10 protein-coding genes are annotated in these 16547 nt (G+C 69.3%); 4 read left to right on the plus strand and 6 right to left on the minus strand.

Annotated elements, in window-relative coordinates; genetic code table 11:
* Window positions 1-206: 206 nt before the first annotated feature.
* Both WMF33_RS11790 and WMF33_RS11795 read right to left on the minus strand, forming a co-directional pair.
* Window positions 207-1232: an SGNH/GDSL hydrolase family protein gene (locus WMF33_RS11790; RefSeq protein ID WP_437337222.1), complete on the minus strand. Its 1026-nt coding sequence runs from the start codon at window positions 1230-1232 to the stop codon at window positions 207-209.
* Window positions 1233-1341: 109 nt separating this feature from the next.
* Entirely contained in the window at window positions 1342-3114 is a 1773-nt protein-coding gene (locus tag WMF33_RS11795; RefSeq protein WP_437337223.1) for a glycoside hydrolase family 43 protein, read from the minus strand.
* A gap of 1075 nt (window positions 3115-4189) precedes the next feature.
* Here WMF33_RS11795 and WMF33_RS11800 point away from each other — a divergent pair.
* From WMF33_RS11800 to WMF33_RS11810, 3 genes are all read left to right on the plus strand, one after another.
* Window positions 4190-4951 (plus strand): hypothetical protein, encoded by a 762-nt coding sequence (locus tag WMF33_RS11800; RefSeq protein WP_437337224.1) that lies wholly within the window; start codon window positions 4190-4192, stop codon window positions 4949-4951.
* Between the two features lie 137 nt (window positions 4952-5088).
* Entirely contained in the window at window positions 5089-6528 is a 1440-nt protein-coding gene (locus tag WMF33_RS11805) for an endo-1,4-beta-xylanase (RefSeq protein WP_437337225.1), read from the plus strand.
* A gap of 190 nt (window positions 6529-6718) precedes the next feature.
* On the plus strand, window positions 6719-8254 hold the full coding sequence (locus WMF33_RS11810) for a non-reducing end alpha-L-arabinofuranosidase family hydrolase (RefSeq protein WP_437337226.1): 1536 nt from the start codon (window positions 6719-6721) through the stop codon (window positions 8252-8254).
* A 335-nt stretch (window positions 8255-8589) separates the two neighbouring features.
* Here WMF33_RS11810 and WMF33_RS11815 read toward each other — a convergent pair whose 3' ends face one another.
* Together WMF33_RS11815 and WMF33_RS11820 are read right to left on the minus strand one after the other, a co-directional pair.
* Entirely contained in the window at window positions 8590-9948 is a 1359-nt protein-coding gene (locus WMF33_RS11815; protein ID WP_437337227.1) for a DUF1552 domain-containing protein, read from the minus strand.
* Window positions 9949-9962: 14 nt separating this feature from the next.
* Window positions 9963-11657, minus strand: a complete 1695-nt coding sequence (locus tag WMF33_RS11820; protein ID WP_437337228.1) for a DUF1592 domain-containing protein — start codon at window positions 11655-11657, stop codon at window positions 9963-9965.
* A gap of 677 nt (window positions 11658-12334) precedes the next feature.
* On the opposite strand from WMF33_RS11820, the gene WMF33_RS11825 reads away from it, so the two are divergent.
* Window positions 12335-13660, plus strand: coding sequence for a PAS domain-containing protein (locus tag WMF33_RS11825; RefSeq protein ID WP_437337229.1), 1326 nt, complete (start codon window positions 12335-12337; stop codon window positions 13658-13660).
* Between the two features lie 92 nt (window positions 13661-13752).
* On the opposite strand, the gene WMF33_RS11830 is transcribed toward WMF33_RS11825, so the two are convergent.
* Window positions 13753-15087 (minus strand): DUF1552 domain-containing protein, encoded by a 1335-nt coding sequence (locus WMF33_RS11830; RefSeq protein ID WP_437337230.1) that lies wholly within the window; start codon window positions 15085-15087, stop codon window positions 13753-13755.
* Between the two features lie 115 nt (window positions 15088-15202).
* On the minus strand, window positions 15203-16537 hold the full coding sequence (locus WMF33_RS11835) for a DUF1552 domain-containing protein (RefSeq protein ID WP_437337231.1): 1335 nt from the start codon (window positions 16535-16537) through the stop codon (window positions 15203-15205).
* Between the last annotated feature and the right edge of the window lie 10 nt (window positions 16538-16547).

Below are 16547 nucleotides of genomic sequence, written 5' to 3' on the forward strand. Positions count from 1 at the left end.
TTTACGACAATACAGCAGTTTTCCGGCGTCCGCGGCGCGTGGAGGCGCCCAGCGCGACGCGTTAGGCTGTGCTCCTCCTGGAGCAGCACCGATTCGCGCGCCGGGGCCTCTGCGCCCGCGCAAGCTACGATGTCGGTGGACCGGCGCGGTCCGGCGGCGCGGCGCGCGGGGATCGCCTCGCAGGGAGGCGATCGCGCGCCGTCGCCTCACGGCAAGAGGTCGCCGATCGCCGCGTACCAGACGTCGGCCATGCGCCCGTAGCCGCGCTGGTTGGGGTGTACGCCGTCCGGGAGATCCGACAGCGGATACCCGGAGTGCTGGTCCACCAGCACCACGTGCTTCCCTGCGGACGCCCGGGCCTCGACGATATCCTCCACTGCATCGTTGTAGGCGACCGCCTTGGGATCGGCGGAGCGGATCGGGATGATCTTCGCCACGACCACGAGCGTGTCGGGAGCCGCGGTGAAGATCTTGTCCAGGACCGCTCCCAGGCGCTGCGGCGCGTTGGCGAGGTCATCGTTCTGGTTCACGTCGTTGGTCCCCACCATGAGCAGCACGATGTGCGGGCCGCTCGAGAACGCGGGCGTCGGCACGAGCCCACCGATCTGGTTGATCTTCCAGCCGCTGTGCCCCTCGTGGTTCCGCGGAAACGCAGCGCCGTCGACCATCGTCGGCCCGTTGATGAGCGAGCCGACGAACGTGATGTTCTTGCCCGCGGCGCGCGCCTTCTTGAACAGCTCGATCCGGTAGCCGCCGCCGCCTTGCACCCCCCCGACCCCGTCCGTGATGGAGTCGCCGAGCGGCAGGATCTTGCAAGGATCCCCGTTCGTCGGGCACGGCGTGAACCCGGCCGCGCCGCCCGCGCCGCCCGCGCCGCCTTCGCCCCCCGCGCCGCCTCCGCCCTGGGCGCCTGTGCTGGCATCGCCGCCGCCGTCCGAGCCCCCGGCGCCGCCCGCGTTGTCTCCGCCGCCGCCGCTCGCGCTGGTCGCGCCGCCGCCCGTCGTGCTCGCGCTGGTCGTGCTGCCGCTCGTCGTGTCCCCGCTGCTCACGCTCGAGGCGGCGCCCCCGCCGGTCCCGGAGCCGGTCGACGTCGTGTCGCCCGGCTCATCGGAGCACCCGCCGAGCAGCGCCACGAGGGCGACGGCCGCCGCCCTGGCGGCCCACGTCGAACGGCGCGGCCCGCGACGCTCCGCGTCGCTCCGTTCGTGCGATCGACACCGCGAATCCTGCATTCCAACCAGAATCATCGCATTCCTCCATGCCACGCACGCTGAATGGCAGAGCCGGAGTTCCCCCGACGCGCTCGCGGTTTCCAGGTGATATCTCGCGCGCAGCTCGAGCTCACGCGGTCTCCGAGGAGCGTCGACCCGCGGCCCCGCGCCGCCCAGCGCCTCGCGCACGGCGCCGCCGCGCGGCGACCGCGCCCAGCGCGATCAACGCGGCGAGCGCCCCCGCGGGGGAGCTGGACCCCGAGCTGACCCGGAACGCGCACCCGGCCTCGTCGTGGCTGCCGCCGTCAGCGGGGGCGGCGCCTGCGCCCCCCGTTCCGCTGCCCGTCGTCGCTCCGGTGCTGGTGGTCGCTGCGCTGCTGACGCTCCCACCCTCGCCCGAGCCGCCGCTGCCCGTGGCTCCCCCTTCACCCGTGCTCGGGGCGCCCCCGCCGCCCCCGCCGCCCCCGCCGCCCCCGCCGCCCCCGACGCCGGTCGGCTCCGGATCCGGGGCGTCGAGCGGCGTGAATTTCCACCAGTTGAAATTGAACAGGGGACCGTTCCCGCCGGTGAACTTCAGGTACAGATCGTGGATCCCTGTCGCGCCGTCGACCGCGCACGACGTGGTCACCCAGGTCTGGGCGCCGCCGGTACCCTGAACCATGCAGGTTCCGACCAGCGTGCCGGTCGGGCTGTCGAGGCGCAGCTCGATGCTGCCGCCGCCCGTCGCCGAGGCCACCCTCGCGTCGAAGGACACCGCGCCGGTGCCGAAATCGACGCCCTTCACCTTGATGAAGTCCCCGTTGTCGATCGAGGTGACGTTCACGCCGCCCTCGCTGCATCGCTCGGTCTCGACACCGGATTCCCAGGCGATGGTCTCAGCCTCCGTCATGACATACGGATTCAGGTTGCCGACGCCAGGCGGGCCCTCCTTCGTCATCCTGATCGTCGGGATTGTACCGTCGGGGTTGAACGTGAACTTCTCGACGGCCGCCGAGCGGTGAAAGCCTCCGCCGCCCGGCAAGGCGCCGTTGTGATAGAAGAAGTAGGAGTTCCCCTTGAAATCGATGACGCCCGCGTGATTGGTGAAGCTGCTGCCCTCCGTGGGCATGATGACCCCGCGGTACGTCCACGGGCCGGTGGGGCTGCTGCTCGTGGAGTAGGCGATGTATTCAGGGATGGGGCCAGCCGCATACACGAGGTAGTACAGCCCGTCGCGCTTGTAGAGCCAGGGACCTTCTTCGTACTTGGTCGTATGACGACCATCATTTTCCCCGGTGCGCTGCCCGAAGCTCGCCGCCGTCATGGGCACGTGCACGACGCCTCCCTGGTAGGAGATCATGTCTTCGTTCAGCTTGACGTAGCACGAGCTCGGGTTCCCCCAGTACAGATAGGCCTGGCCGTCGTCGTCGATGAGCACCGTCGGATCGATGTCGCCGCAGTCGGCCGCGACGAGCGGCTTTCCCAGGGCGTCCTTGAACGGACCGGTAGGGCTGTCCGACACGGCCACGCCGATGGTCATCCTGTTGAGCGAGCGGCTCGTCACAGGCACGTAGTAGTAGAACTTCCCGTTCCTGTGGATGACCTGGCCAGCCCACGCGTCCCCCTTCGCCCAGCTGAAATCGCTGAATTTCAGCGGCGAACCGTGGTCCGTCCAGTTCACCATGTCCTTGGAGGAGTACACCCTCCATTCGTTCATCCCGAACCAGTCCGTGGCGCTGTCTTCGTCATGGCCGGTGTAGAGGTACACCGTGTCACCGTGGACCATGGGCGCAGGATCGGGGGTATAGATGGTCTGAACGATGGGGTTGTCCGCCAGCGAGACGGACGGGAATGCAGCCACGCCGCAAAGTATCGATGCCGCCGTGAGGACCTTACGTCGGATGAGCGTCGTGTTCGTTGCCATTCTCGGATCCTTGCTGGTCTCCTGAAGCTTCGTCAGGTATCGTCGATGTCGTAGGCGGCTCGGCTGGAGGCGGCTCGGCTGGAGCATCTCCGGACGGCATGGCGGCAGCCCATCAAGAGCTCGCCAGCGCTCGCGTCCGACACCACCGCGCGAACGGAGTCGGTGCCGAGATCGATCGGATGACGAGGGCCCCGGGCGCGGACGACCCATCCCTGGGGAAGCAGAAGGATACTTCTCCTGGCCAATGTGAACGCTAACATGGCCGGAGTCAACACAGATCGACCGGGCCGCGGGTGATGCTCCGACCCGGGGAAGGCCGAGGCTGGCGGGGCTCCTCCGGCCCGCGGCGTGGAGAGCGGCGGGCGCGGGTCGCCGCGGGACATCAGGCGAGGCCCGCGCGCGTGTGACCTGTCGCCCTCGATCGGTGTCGTTCGCGGCCTCAGCTGCGGAGAAATCCAGGCGTACTGTCGAGTGCGGCAGCATGGCAGGCATGGCAGCATGGATGAAGCCAGCGCCCGCTCTTCTTGACGCGGCGCTCCGGAGGAGCCCTGTCAGCCTTCTCGCATCAGTTACGAGGAAGATGCAGGGTGGTCGATCTGGATTGACATCGCTTCTGTTAGCGTTAACATGACAACCCATTCGTATCTCTTGCTTCGCTCCGGAGGGGTGGTCATACGCGCCGAGAGCTTCGTCAGCCGATCGATCTCGGCGCCGGTTCAGCACGCTCGGTCGGCACGGGCGCGAGCCACGTTGAGCTCGCGGACGTCGCGGTCGCGGGTCAGCAGCGCTGGGCGCGGGGGCTCCACGGCGACCCGCGCGCGCGTCGGTTCGCGAGCATCTGCTCGACGCTCCGCACATCCGCCGAGCTGACCCGCGTCGACGACCTCAGGGGGATCACGACCTGAGAGACCCGTCGAGACGGTCATGAGGCGGCTCGCGGCGCTGCGCCGGGCCGCTCACGACCATGGCATGGCCATTCGAACGAGACGCGATGTCGACGAGACGACGTTTGGCATTCCCACGTTCAATACCGGCGCGCTCGCCGGACTGGTGCAAAATGAGAATTTTTCCACTCGTGGTCCCTGCATTCATGCTCCTCGTCGCCTGTGGCTCCGACGCCGACCCGCCGTCGGGCGACCAGGCTAGCTCCAGCTCCAGCTCCAGCTCGACCGGCGTCGGGGGGGCAGGCGGAGGCGCCGCGACGAGCGCCAGCACGACCGCCTCGACCAGCGCGAGCTCCGTCGGCAGCGGCGGCGCCGGCGGCGACGGCGGCGCTGGCGGCAGCGGGGGAGCCGGCGGCAGCGGCGGCGAAGACCTGCTCGCGGCGGCCGCCAGCATCGACGGCTTCCGCTGGGAGATCCCCTGCGACCAGGACCCCGGCAACCGCGACGAGTGCGCGACGTCCACGCGGGTCGACGAGAAGAGGACGTTCGGCGGCTCGCCCGACACGGTCTACCAGGTGACCGTCCGGCTCCGGGGCGTGGTCGAGCCGGAGACGTATCGGGGCGGCACGCCCGACGGCATGCACTTCCGCGTGGGCGGCACGCCCGACAACGCGACGTACAACAGGTACAGCTTCTCGGTGTCCGACCCGCCCGAGGTCTACTACCTCAACGACAACCCCACCGTGGGGCACGACGTGTTCATCATCGACCACACGAAGACCATCCCGATCCGCGGCGGAGCCACCGTGTCCTTCCTGGGCGACGATCCGAATCGTACGATGATCGCCAACTATAAGCATCTGGTCGTGGAGGGCGTGCCGCCGGCGCCCGAGCCGTTCATCGGCCAGTTCATCCAGCTCGACGTGCAATCCGTCGAGCTGACGCAGCCGTGACCTCGCGCCGCGGCGCACCGCGCGCCGCGGCGCTCTCTTCCGGCCGCCTTCACGAGCGACGTTATATCGATGATCTCATGCATCGAAGCAGCCGGTTTTGCTCTACAACCTTATCCGCTTAAGTACAGGAGAACCTTATGAGAATGCGATTCGAACGATGGCCCCTGCTGACCGCCCTCGCGCTCGTCGCGTGCGGTCCCGTCGATCAGCTCGACGAAGAGGGCTTCGACTTCGGCGACGCAGCCGAGAGCGTCACCATCGATGCAGCGGCGACCTACACGATCGTCGGCGTGCAGAGCGGAAAATGCGTCGAGGTGGCCGGGGGCAGCACCGCTGACGGCGCGGGCTTGCAGATCGCCGCCTGCAACGGGTCTGCGCGGCAACAGTTCCGCATGGAATCGGCGAGCGGCGGCTACTATCGCATCCGCAACGTGGGCAGCGACCGCTGCATGGACGTCGCGAACGCCTCGACCACCGACGGCGCCCGCGTCCAGCAATACTCCTGCTGGACCGGGGAGAACCAGCAGTGGTCGTTTGCGGACGTCACCGGCGGCGCCGTCCGCCTCACGGCGCGCCACAGCGGCAAGTCCCTGGACGTCTACGGCCGCGGCACCGCGGACGGCACCGCCGTGATCCAGTGGGCGTCGAACGGCGGGACGAACCAGCAATTCCGACTCACGCCCGTGAGCTCGGGCGGAACGGGGACCGGCACCGGTGGAGGCAAGTTCGTCGGCAACATCACGACCGGCGGGCAGGTGCGATCGGATCTGGCCCGATACTGGAACCAGCTCTCCCCGGAGAACGAGGGCAAGTGGGGCTCCGTCGAGGGCCAGCGCAACGTCATGAACTGGTCCGGCATGGACCGGGTCCGGGATTACGCGCGCCTGAACAACATTCCTTACAAGGGCCACACCCTGATCTGGGGCGCCCAGCAGCCGGGCTGGCTCGCCGGTCTGTCGCAGAGCGAGCAGCGCGCGGAGGTGGAGGAGTGGATCCGGGCGTTCTGCCAGCGCTACCCGGACGTCGCCATCATCGACGTCGTGAACGAGCCGCCCCCGCACACCACGCCGGTGTACATGAACGCCCTCGGCGGCGCGGGAGCGAGCGGGTACGACTGGATCGTGCAAGCGTTCAAGTGGGCGCGGCAGTACTGCCCGAACGCCAAGCTGCTGCTCAACGACTACAACAACATCGAGTACAGCGGCGACAACCAGAACACGATCAACATCGTCAATCGGATCCGGGCGGCAGGGGCGCCCATCGACGGCATCGGAGCGCAGGCCCACGCCGCGTTCTCGATGCCGACCAGCACCGTGAAGACCTTCCTCGACCGGCTCGCCGCCACCGGTCTGCCGGTCTACATCACCGAGTACGACATCAACCTGGCGAACGACGCGCAGCAGCTCAGCGTGATGCAGAGCCAGTTCCCCATGTTCTACGACCATCCGAGCGTGAAGGGCATCACGCTGTGGGGCTACGTCAGCGGCCAGACGTGGCTCTCCAACTCGGGGCTCATGAGCAGCGGCGGCCAGATGCGGCCCGCCATGTCCTGGCTCATGGGCTACCTGGGGCGCTGACCGCGCCGACGCGCGCGCCCCCCGCGCGCGCGTCCCCGACAGCCGCGCGCCCGGAGAGCGCCGCGCAGGCTCGTCCTCACGGCGCAGGTTCGACGGAGCCTGCCCGTGAGCCCGAGCCCGCGCGGCCGATCCCGGGCGCCCTATGTGTCTTGTTTGCAGCTTCATACCCTGGTGAGTACAGGAGACGATGATGAGAATCGGACTTCGACTATCTTTGCTGTCCACGATGTTCGCCGCCGCCACCGCGTGCGGTCCCGCCGAGCAGCTCGACGAAGAGGGCTTCGATTTCGGCGACCTGGCGGAGAGCGTCACCATCGACACCGCGGCGACCTACACGATCGTCGGCGTGCAGAGCGGAAAGTGCGTCGAGGTGGCCGGAGGCAGCACCGCTGACGGCGCCGGCGTGCAGATCGCCGCCTGCAACGGCTCTGCGCGGCAACAGTTCCGCATGGAATCGGCGGGCGGCGGCTACTATCGCATCCGCAACGTGGGCAGCGACCGCTGCGTGGACGTCGCGGGAGCCGCTACCAGCGACGGCGCCCGCGTCCAGCAATACTCCTGCTGGACCGGGGAGAACCAGCAGTGGTCGTTCACGGACGTCACCGGCGGCGCCGTGCGCCTCACGGCGCGCCACAGCGGCAAGTCCCTGGACGTCTACGGCCGCGGCACCGCGGACGGCACCGCCGTGATCCAGTGGGCGTCGAACGGCGGGACCAACCAGCAATTCCGGGTCACGCCCGTGACCTCGGGCGGAGGGACGGGGGGCTCTGACGGCGGGGGCTGCGGCTTGCCCACCTCCTTCCGCTGGCAGTCGAGCGGCATCCTGGTGAGCCCGAAGTCGGACGCGACTCACAATATCGTGTCCATCAAAGACCCGACGGTCGTCTTCCATAACGATCGCTACAACATCTATGCCACCACGGCGAACACCGCCGGCAACTGGCAGATGACGCACCTGAGCTTCACCGATTGGCCGCAGGCCGCGTCCGCGTCGCACTACTATATGGATCGCACGCCTGGGTTCAGCGGCTACCGGTGCGCGCCGCAGATCTTCTTCTTCAGGCCGCAGAACAAGTGGTACCTCATCTATCAATCGCAGCCGCCGCAGTTCTCCACGACCGACGACCCGAGCCGCCCGGAGACGTGGAGCAGGCCCCAGAACTTCTTCGCGTCCACGCCGGCTGGCATGCCCAGCCTGCCCATCGACTACTGGGTGATCTGCGACAGCGCCAACTGCTACCTCTTCTTCACCGGCGACGACGGTAAAATGTACCGCAGCCAGACCGCCCTGCGCAATTTCCCGAGCGGGTTCGGTCCTGTCTCGGTCGCCCTTCAGGACTCGAATCGCAACAACCTGTTCGAGGGGAGCTCCACGTACAAGATCAAGGGCATGGACAAGTACTTGACGCTCATCGAGGCCATCGGCCCGACGGGCGCCAGGTTCTATCGCTCGTTCACCGCCGATCGCCTCGACGGCGCGTGGACCCCGCTCGCGCACACCTGGAACGCGCCGTTCGCAGGCCAGAACAACGTCACCTACGCGTCGGGCGTGGCCGACTGGAGCGATGACGTCAGCCATGGCGAGCTGCTCCGCGACGGCAACGACGAGACCGCGACGATCGACACCTGCAATCTCCAGTTCCTGTATCAAGGCCGCGATCCGAGGTCGGGCGGCGAATACTCGCAGCTCCCGTATCGCCTCGGCCTGCTGCGAGGGGTCCGCTAGAGCGACGGTCACCCGCCGCGGATACGGGCCCACCTCGACGTTTTCGGTGCTCAGCGCACCGGAGTGCGCTTCCGCGCCGAAAACGCCGATCTGGGCCCGTCTCCTGTGCGGGTGACCGCCGCTCTGTAACGCATGTGCCAGGGACGGGCGAAAACCGCTCTAGTCCTGCGCCGAGAGCGCTCTCGAATACATCAACGCTTCTCCGTGGTTCGATGGGTCGGACGCAGGCCGCCTCGGAAGGAGACGAGGCTGGCTGCCGTGGGGCCGGGCTCTGCGAGCGGCAGGTCCTGCAGCCGGGGCGCGGCGTCTCCGGGACGTGCGGATGTCGTGCTTTCTCAGGCGAGGATCGAATCGACGAGCCCGCCCTCGAGGCTCTCGTCGCCGAAATCGTCGAGCGGGCCGCCCTGGCCGTTCTTGCAGCCGACCGCCGCGCCGATCGTGTTGAGCAGCTTGTTGTTGGTGATCTTGACGTCGACGAACTGGCCAGTCTTCAGGTAGCCCGCGGCGCCGCCGGCGAGGATGTACGGGACCCTCCGGTACCCGTGGAACTTGTCGGCATTGTCGTTGAGCCACACCGCCACGCCGCGGTCGAGGAGCGTCCCCGAGCCGAGCTCGTAGGACGAGAGCCTGTCGAGCAGGTGCTTGAACATCCGCGCGTGGATCCGGTCGATCTGGTGGTGCAGCTCCTGCGCGCCCTCGATCGGCGGACCGGAGGTGCCGTCGCTGTCGATGCGGTGGGAGATCTTGTGGTAGCTCTTCTGCCGGACGCCATGGATCGTGTACTCGGTCCCGTCGTTGCCGTCGCCCACCTGGAGCGTCGCCACGCGCGTCACGCCGCACGCCATCGCGAGCGCGATGATGTCCATCTGCATGCGCGTGACGGTCTCCACGTTCTCGGATCTGCCGACGTTCGGCGAGATCGCCTCCATCTCGGCGACCGCCTCCGCCGGGAGATTGCACGCGAGCGCGACCTCGAGATCGCGGATGCTGTCGAAATGGAGCGCTAGCCGCTCGCGATCGCTCTTGCTGAGGTCCTTCCGGCTCATGAGCGCCCGCATCTCCCCGCGCACCAGGTCGTTGACGCTGGCGCGGCGCTCGGTCAGCGCCTGCTGGGCCTCGGCGCCCACGTCGGCGAGCCCGAAGAGCTTCTTGTACGCGTTGATCGGGTTGCGCTCGGCGGCGCGGAGCTGCTTCGGCCCGCGGTACGAGAGCACCTCGTTGATGTAGCCGCCCATCCTGCCGGCGTAGAGCGTCAGCGGCTCGACGCCCGGCGGGTTGAGCTCGGTCGCGATGCGGTTGTCGATCGACTCGCCCATCGCGAGCGACTCGTTGCCCGATGGCTGATCCGACACGCGCGCGGCCGTGAGGCACTGGTTGCCGCCGCCGGAGTGGCCGCATCCGTTGGCCTTGAACGCGAAATCCACGCCGCGCACCATGATGAGCTGGCTCGCGTAGTCCTTGAGCTCGCTGACCGCCCGGTCGCTGTCCCGCTCCAGGGACGCCTTCGACAGCGGGCCCGTCTCGCTGGGCCAGAACATCTCGGGCTCGTCGCCGGCCGCCTGCGCCACGCCGTTCGCCTGGCGCATGAAGATCGCGAAGGGCGGCGCGTCGCCCGTGCCGGCCGCCGCGCGCCGGGGCGCGAACGTCTCCAGGAACGGGAGCGCGACCGTTACGCCAAACAGGCCTCGAAGCACACGTCGTCGGCTGATCATTGCGCCTCCGCGGGAACACGGGTGAGGAAGGTGTCGGACGAGACGACCTGAAGGATGAGCTCTTTGGTGGAGGCGCCGCCCCGCGACGCCTCGCCGAGCTCCTTGATGGACTGCCGGTCCTTCGCGCCCGTGCTTCGGCCCTGCGCGAACTCGATCCAGCGCCGCGCGTAGCACGCGTGGGCCTCGTCGCTCTCGGCGAGGATCCGGCTGAACTCGATCGCGTCCGCGTAGCTCTTCAGCTCGCCGCCGAACCGGTAGGCGTCCGCGGCGTCGACCGGCACGCCGTTGTCGATCGTGCGGTACTTGCCGATCGCGTCGTAATGCTCGAAGGCGAACCCGGCCGGGTTGATCCATGTCCCGTGGCACGCCTCGCCGCACGTCCCCTTGCCCGTGTGCGCCTCGACGCGCTCGCGATTGGTCGCGTGCTCGCCCGGCGGCAGCCCCGTCGCGTTGTCCGGCGGCGGCGGCAACGCGGCGCAGAGGATCCTGAGGTTCACGAAGACGCCGCGGTGGATCGAGTCCGGCTGCCGCGCCGTCGCCTTCGACGCGAGGAAGCCGAGGCGCGTGAGCAGCCCCGAGCGCTCCGCCTCGGCGAGCTCCACCTGCTCGAATTTGTCCGAGAACTCGCCCTCGACGCCGTAGACCGCGGCGAGGTGGTCGTTCACGAACGCGGTGCGCGAGGTGAGCAGGTCGGTGAGCCCACCCTCCTTGTCGAAGACGATGTGCTCCACGAACAGCTCCGCCTCGCGCTGCATGTCGTCCCCGATCTCGGGGACGAACTCGGGGTAGAGCGCCCGATCCTTGTTGAGATCGTGGTACTGCTCGTAATCGTAGAGCTGCCGGTGGAACGCGCCGACGACCTCGCGGGCGCGCGGGTCGTCGAGCATGCGCTCGGCGTAGGCGCGGACGGCCTCGGGGGTCGAGAGCTCGCCTGCCTTCGCCGCCGCGAGGAGGTCGTCGGAGGGCATCGTGTTCCAGAAGAGGTACGCGAGCTTCGTCGCGATCTCATGGCCGCTCAGCGGGATGAGCCCGCCCTTCGCCGGCCCGACGCCGACCTCGACCCGGTAGACGAAATGGGGTGACTGCAGAAACGCCTCGAGCGCCGCGCGCGCGCCGGCGGCGAACGGATCGTCGCCCTCGAAGAGCTCCTCGCCGCGGTGGAACAGCGCGAGGTACGCGTCCCGCTCGCCGGTCGTGAGCGGCCGCCGGAACGCCCGCTCGCCGAACCGCTCGACGAACGCAAGCGCCCGCGCCTCCGGCTCGTCCGGCAGGTCCGCGGGCGCGATCCGATCGAGCTTGCCCTTGTCTTCGGCCACCATCGCCGCGAGCTCCTCGGCGGCGCGCTGGTAATCGCTCCAGAGCCCCGGGGTCACGAGGAGCGCGGCCTCGTTGTTGTCGAACACGCCGCCGAGCGGATCGGTCGTGAACGACGCCGAGAGACCGGGCCTGTCGTCGAGGCGCAGGAGATCGCGCACCGTGTTCTCCCACTGCGCGTGGCTGAGCCGCGGGAACATGCTGCGCTCGGCGACCTGCGCCGCCGCCGCGCCGCCCGGCGAGGCGCCGTCGCCCTGATCCGGGTCGCCCAGGGAACCGGTGCACCCCGCGAGGAGGAGCGCCGCAGCGCAGAGCCCCGCGCCGAGCGCCCGCCTCCAGCGCGGTCGGCCGGTGATCGAAAAAGACGGTGAGGTCATCATTGTCTCCTCAACAGGCTCTGACGAATGAGCAGCTCTTTCAGCGTGGCTGACAGCGTAACCACCAGAGACCAGAAACGGTGTCGTCTCCTCCGTCATCGAGCGCGGCTTCGGTTTGACCCGCGACGTCTGGCCGGCGGCCGATCGACGATGAGCAATTCGAGCCCGACCGGAGCTCGCGACCTCGCTCGTGCGCGAAATCGCGAAGGATCGCGCGATCCCAGGAGGCGCGCGACCGCGGGCGACCTGCGGTGCGCCGATCCGCCGCTCGCGGCGCGCACCGCAGGACGTGCGGAGTCGAGGCCGGGATCGAGCGGACGACGAGGGCCTCGGGCGCACGACACCCACCCAAGGCGAAGCAAAAGGATACCGCTTTGGTCGATTGTGAACGCTCACATTTGGAGTGTCAACACCAATCGACCGACGCCCCCGCTGCCTGCGAGTGGCGGCTGGTCGGATTTTTGGTGGGATCTCGACTTGCAAGTCCGTTACACTACGGACGCGCTTTCGGAGCAGCGCGCAGAGGGGCGAGGATGAGCCGCGACAGGAGCGAGGGCACGTCGGGATCGAGCGGACGCGGACACGCGCACGGGAGATCCGGAGGAGACCGCGGCTCGGGCGCAGAGGGCTCGGCGGGCGCGTATCGCGAGCTCGACGGGAGCCCCGCGCGGGGTGGGGTGTCCGCGCACATCGACGGCGACATCGACCCCAAGGCAGAGAGCGCGGCGCTGCGCGCGCGCGTCGAAGAGCTGGAGAACGAGCTGGCCGCGCTGCGCGGTGAGCTCGCGCGCGAGACAGGGCTGGTCAGCGCGTCAGCGGCGTACCTCGACGCGCCGTTCGCGCGGGGCGCCACGCAGGTGCCGGCGCTGGTCCACTGGCGCCTGGATGGCACCGTGACGCGCTGGAGCGACGGCGCCGAGGGCCTCTTCGGTTGGAGCGAGGGCGAGGCCGTGGGCCGCCGTCTCTCCGACCTCGTGGCCGCGGATCCGGTGTCGCCCCAGGCGGTGCAGGCGTTCAAGCACGACGCTGGCGAGAGCTTCTTCGCCACCACCACGAGCGCGGGCAGGACGAGAGAGGGAGACGCGATCACCTGCCGGTGGACCTACGCCGTGCTGCGCGACGAGCGAGGCGACGTCCGGGAGATCGCGGCCATCGTGGATGAAGGCGACGATCCGCGGCGGAGAGAGCACCTGGTGCACGAGCGCTATCAGCTCCTCCTGCAGCTCGTGGACAACTCGCCGAACGTCATGTTCATCAAGGACGCGGAGGGGCGGTACGTGTTCGTCAACCGCCATTATGCGCGCGCGCTCGGGCGGCACGCCATCGAGTTCCTCGGCAAGGACGAGCATGAGTTCGGCGCCACGCCGCCCAACGTCGCCGACGCGATCGTGGCGAAGGAACGCGAGGTCCTCGCGAGCGGCCGGCCGTTGCGGTACGAAGAGGTGCTGGACTACGGCAGCCAGAATTTCTATTTCTCCACGGTCAAATTCCCGGTTCACGGCGCGCGCGGCGAGCTGGTCGGCGTCGGCGGCGTCGTGAGAGAGGACACCGACCTGAGGCGCTCGGAGGCCGAGCGCGCCGCGCTGCAGGAGCAGGTCATCGCCGCGCAGCGGGAGACGCTCCGGGAGCTCTCGACGCCGCTCATCCCGCTCGCCGACGGCGTCCTGGCCATGCCGCTCGTCGGAACGCTCGACCGCGCGCGGGTGGGGCAGGTGATGGAGACGCTGCTCGCCGGGATCAGCAGCCAGCGCGCCCACACCGCGCTCCTCGACATCACCGGCGTGCGCGCCGTCGACGCGCTCGTCGCCGACGCGCTGACGCGGACCGCGCGCGCCGCCCGGATGCTCGGCACGCGCGTTGTGCTCACGGGCATCCGCCCCGAGGTGGCGAGGGCCCTGATCGAGCTCGGCGCGGACCTCTCCGGCATCGTCACGCTGAGCAGCTTGCAGAGCGGCATCGCCCACGCGCTCCGGCCCACGGAGCGCCCGCGCGCCGCCCGTTGAGCGACCGAGCCGGCGCCGCCGGTGCTGGCGCCGCGCTGGGGCCCGCGGTCACGGGCGGGCGAGCGGCGCGCCCGCCCCGGGCTGCGCCGCGCTCAGACCTGGATGCCTTGGAGCGGTGAGTTGACCCGGCCGGCGTCGATGCCGATCTCGGTCGCCTTCGAGCCCATGATCTGGGCGACCGTCAGGAGCGCCTTGCTCAGGTTGTCGCCGGGGAAGTTGTGGTGCTCGTCGCCGCGCAGCCGCCCGCCGGCCTTGCCCGCCAAGAGCACCGGCCATTCCGTCCGCGAGTGCGTCTTTCCCCAAGCGGTGTCGGACGTGACGAAGACGAGCGAGCTGTCGAGCAAGTTCGAGCTGCCGTGCGGCGTATTCTTGAGCTTGGTCAAGAACTCGTTGAGGCAGCGCATCGTGTAGATCACGCCCTTGTCGACGCGGGGCTGGCTGGATTGATCCCCGGGATCGCCGTGACAGATGGTGTCGTGGAAGTCGTCGTTCATGTCCTGCGCGAGGTGCCGGTAGTAGACGTGCGCGGCGGGCAGCGAGAACATGAACGAGAGCACGCGGGTCCTCTCGCAGGCGAGCGCGAGCGCCGAGAGCTCGACCATGGCGGTGTTCACCGCCGGCGGGGCTTCGCTCTGCATGTCCTTGCCGACGGCGGGGGCCGCCGGGCTGCTGCACGCCGTCGGCGTGCCGTCGCCGGGGGCCGTCGTCTCGAGGCGCCGCTCGATGGCGCGGATCGAGTCGAGGTGCTGCTCCACGCGTTGCCTGTCGGCCGCGCCGAGCCGCTGCTGCAGGCTCGCGCCGTCTTCCAGAATGGAGTCGAGCACGCTCTTCCGGACCCGCGCGAGCTTCGCGGCCTGCTCCGCTTGCGGATCGCTGGGCGCGGGCGATGTGCCCATGAACAACCGGTTGAACACGGCCTTCGGGTCGAACTCCGGGTTGTTGCGCGAGTTCGGCCCCCGGTGCGAGATCGTGTGCAGCGAGTCCTGGGGGCCGTTCGGCGTCGCCGGCGTCACGCCCACCTCGAGAGAGCGGTACGGCGCCCCCTCCGAGATGGCGTCCGCGACGATCTGATCGATGGATGCGGTCCGCACGGCGTTGCCGCCGAGCGGCGCGCCGGTCGTCGCCCCCGCCGACCCGGTGGGGTGCTCGAGGCCGGACACGACGAGCTTGTTCTCGAGGCCGCTGATCACGGTGAGGTGCGACTTGTGGTCGGCGAGCGGCTGGAGCTCGGGGCTGAGCTCCCAGGCCGAACCGGAGCCCGTGCGCGCCGGCTTCCAGCGGCCGGGCAGCGTGCCGTTCCCGAAGAACCAGGTGACGTAGAGCGGCGAGACCGGCGAGTTCGGCGCAGCGTACGCCGTGCCGCTCTGGTTCAGCATGATCTCCAGCAGGGGGAGCGGGATGGTGACGGCGGCGCCCGTCGCCAGCATGCCCCGGAGTACGGTTCGTCGATTCAAGGCTTTGATCGCCATGGGGAACACCGTGCGATGAGGGGTGACGTGTTCGCGAGCGCGGGCGGCGCGCCCGCTCCGGGCTGCGCCGCGCTCAGACCTGGATGCCTTGGAGCGGTGAGTTGACCCGGCCGGCGTCGATGCCGATCTCGGTCGCCTTCGAGCCCATGATCTGGGCGACCGTCAGGAGCGCCTTGCTCAGGTTGTCGCCGGGGAAGTTGTGGTGCTCGTCGCCGCGCAGCCGCCCGCCGGCCTTGCCCGCCAAGAGCACCGGCCATTCCGTCCGCGAGTGCGTCTTTCCCCAGGCGGTGTCGGACGTGACGAAGACGAGCGAGCTGTCGAGCAAGTTCGAGCTGCCGTGCGGCGTATTCTTGAGCTTGGTCAAGAACTCGTTGAGGCAGCGCATCGTGTAGATCACGCCCTTGTCGACGCGGGGCTGGCTGGATTGATCCCCGGGATCGCCGTGACAGATGGTGTCGTGGAAGTCGTCGTTCATGTCCTGCGCGAGGTGCCGGTAGTAGACGTGCGCGGCGGGCAGCGAGAACATGAACGAGAGCACGCGGGTCCTCTCGCAAGCGAGCGCGAGCGCCGAGAGCTCGACCATGGCGGTGTTCACCGCCGGGGGCGCCTCGCTCTGTACATCCTTGCCGACGGCGGGGGCCGTCGGGCTGCTGCACGCCGCCGGCGTGCCGTCGCCGGGGGCCGTCGTCTCGAGGCGCCGCTCGATGGCGCGGATCGAGTCGAGGTGCTGCTCCACGCGTTGCCTGTCGGCCGCGCCGAGCCGCTGCTGCAGGCTCGCGCCGTCTTCCAGGACGGAGTCGAGCACGCTCTTCCGGACCCGCGCGAGCTTCGCGGCCTGCTCCGCTTGCGGATCGCTGGGCGCGGGCGATGTGCCCATGAACAACCGGTTGAACACGGCCTTCGGGTCGAACTCCGGGTTGTTGCGCGAGTTCGGCCCCCGGTGCGAGACCGTGTGCAGCGAGTCCTGGGGGCCTCCCGGCGTCGCCGGCGTCAATCCCACCTCGAGAGAGCGGTACGGCGCCCCCTCCGAGATGACATCCGCGACGATCTGGTCGATGGAGGCGGCCCGCACGGCGTTGCCGCCGAGCGGCGCGCCGGTCGTCGCCCCCGCCGACCCGGTGGGGTGCTCGAGGCCGGACACGACGAGCTTGTTCTCGAGGCCGCTGATCACGGTGAGGTGCGACTTGTGGTCGGCGAGCGGCTGGAGCTCGGGGCTGAGCTCCCAGGCCGAGCCGGAGCCCGTGCGCGCCGGCTTCCAGCGGCCGGGCAGCGTGCCGTTCCCGAAGAACCAGGTGACGTAGAGCGGCGAGACCGGCGAGTTCGGCGCAGCGTACGCCGTGCCGCTCTGGTTCAGCATGATCTCCAGCAGGGGGAGCGGGATGGTGACGGCGGCGCCCGTCGCCAGCATGCCCCGGAGT

The organism is Sorangium sp. So ce394 (assembly GCF_051474665.1).
In the GTDB taxonomy this organism is placed as follows: Bacteria; Myxococcota_A; Polyangia; order Polyangiales; family Polyangiaceae; genus Sorangium; species Sorangium cellulosum_D.

Bases quoted from the DNA above. Each gene is read 5' to 3' on its own strand.
- WMF33_RS11790 (WP_437337222.1), bottom strand. From the start codon at position 1,232: ATGCAGGATTCGCGGTGTCGATCGCACGAACGGAGCGACGCGGAGCGT.
- WMF33_RS11795 (WP_437337223.1), bottom strand. From the start codon at position 3,114: ATGGCAACGAACACGACGCTCATCCGACGTAAGGTCCTCACGGCGGCA.
- WMF33_RS11805 (WP_437337225.1), top strand. From the start codon at position 5,089: ATGAGAATGCGATTCGAACGATGGCCCCTGCTGACCGCCCTCGCGCTC.
- WMF33_RS11810 (WP_437337226.1), top strand. From the start codon at position 6,719: ATGAGAATCGGACTTCGACTATCTTTGCTGTCCACGATGTTCGCCGCC.
- WMF33_RS11820 (WP_437337228.1), bottom strand. From the start codon at position 11,657: ATGACCTCACCGTCTTTTTCGATCACCGGCCGACCGCGCTGGAGGCGG.
- WMF33_RS11830 (WP_437337230.1), bottom strand. From the start codon at position 15,087: ATGCTGGCGACGGGCGCCGCCGTCACCATCCCGCTCCCCCTGCTGGAG.
- WMF33_RS11835 (WP_437337231.1), bottom strand. From the start codon at position 16,537: ATGCTGGCGACGGGCGCCGCCGTCACCATCCCGCTCCCCCTGCTGGAG.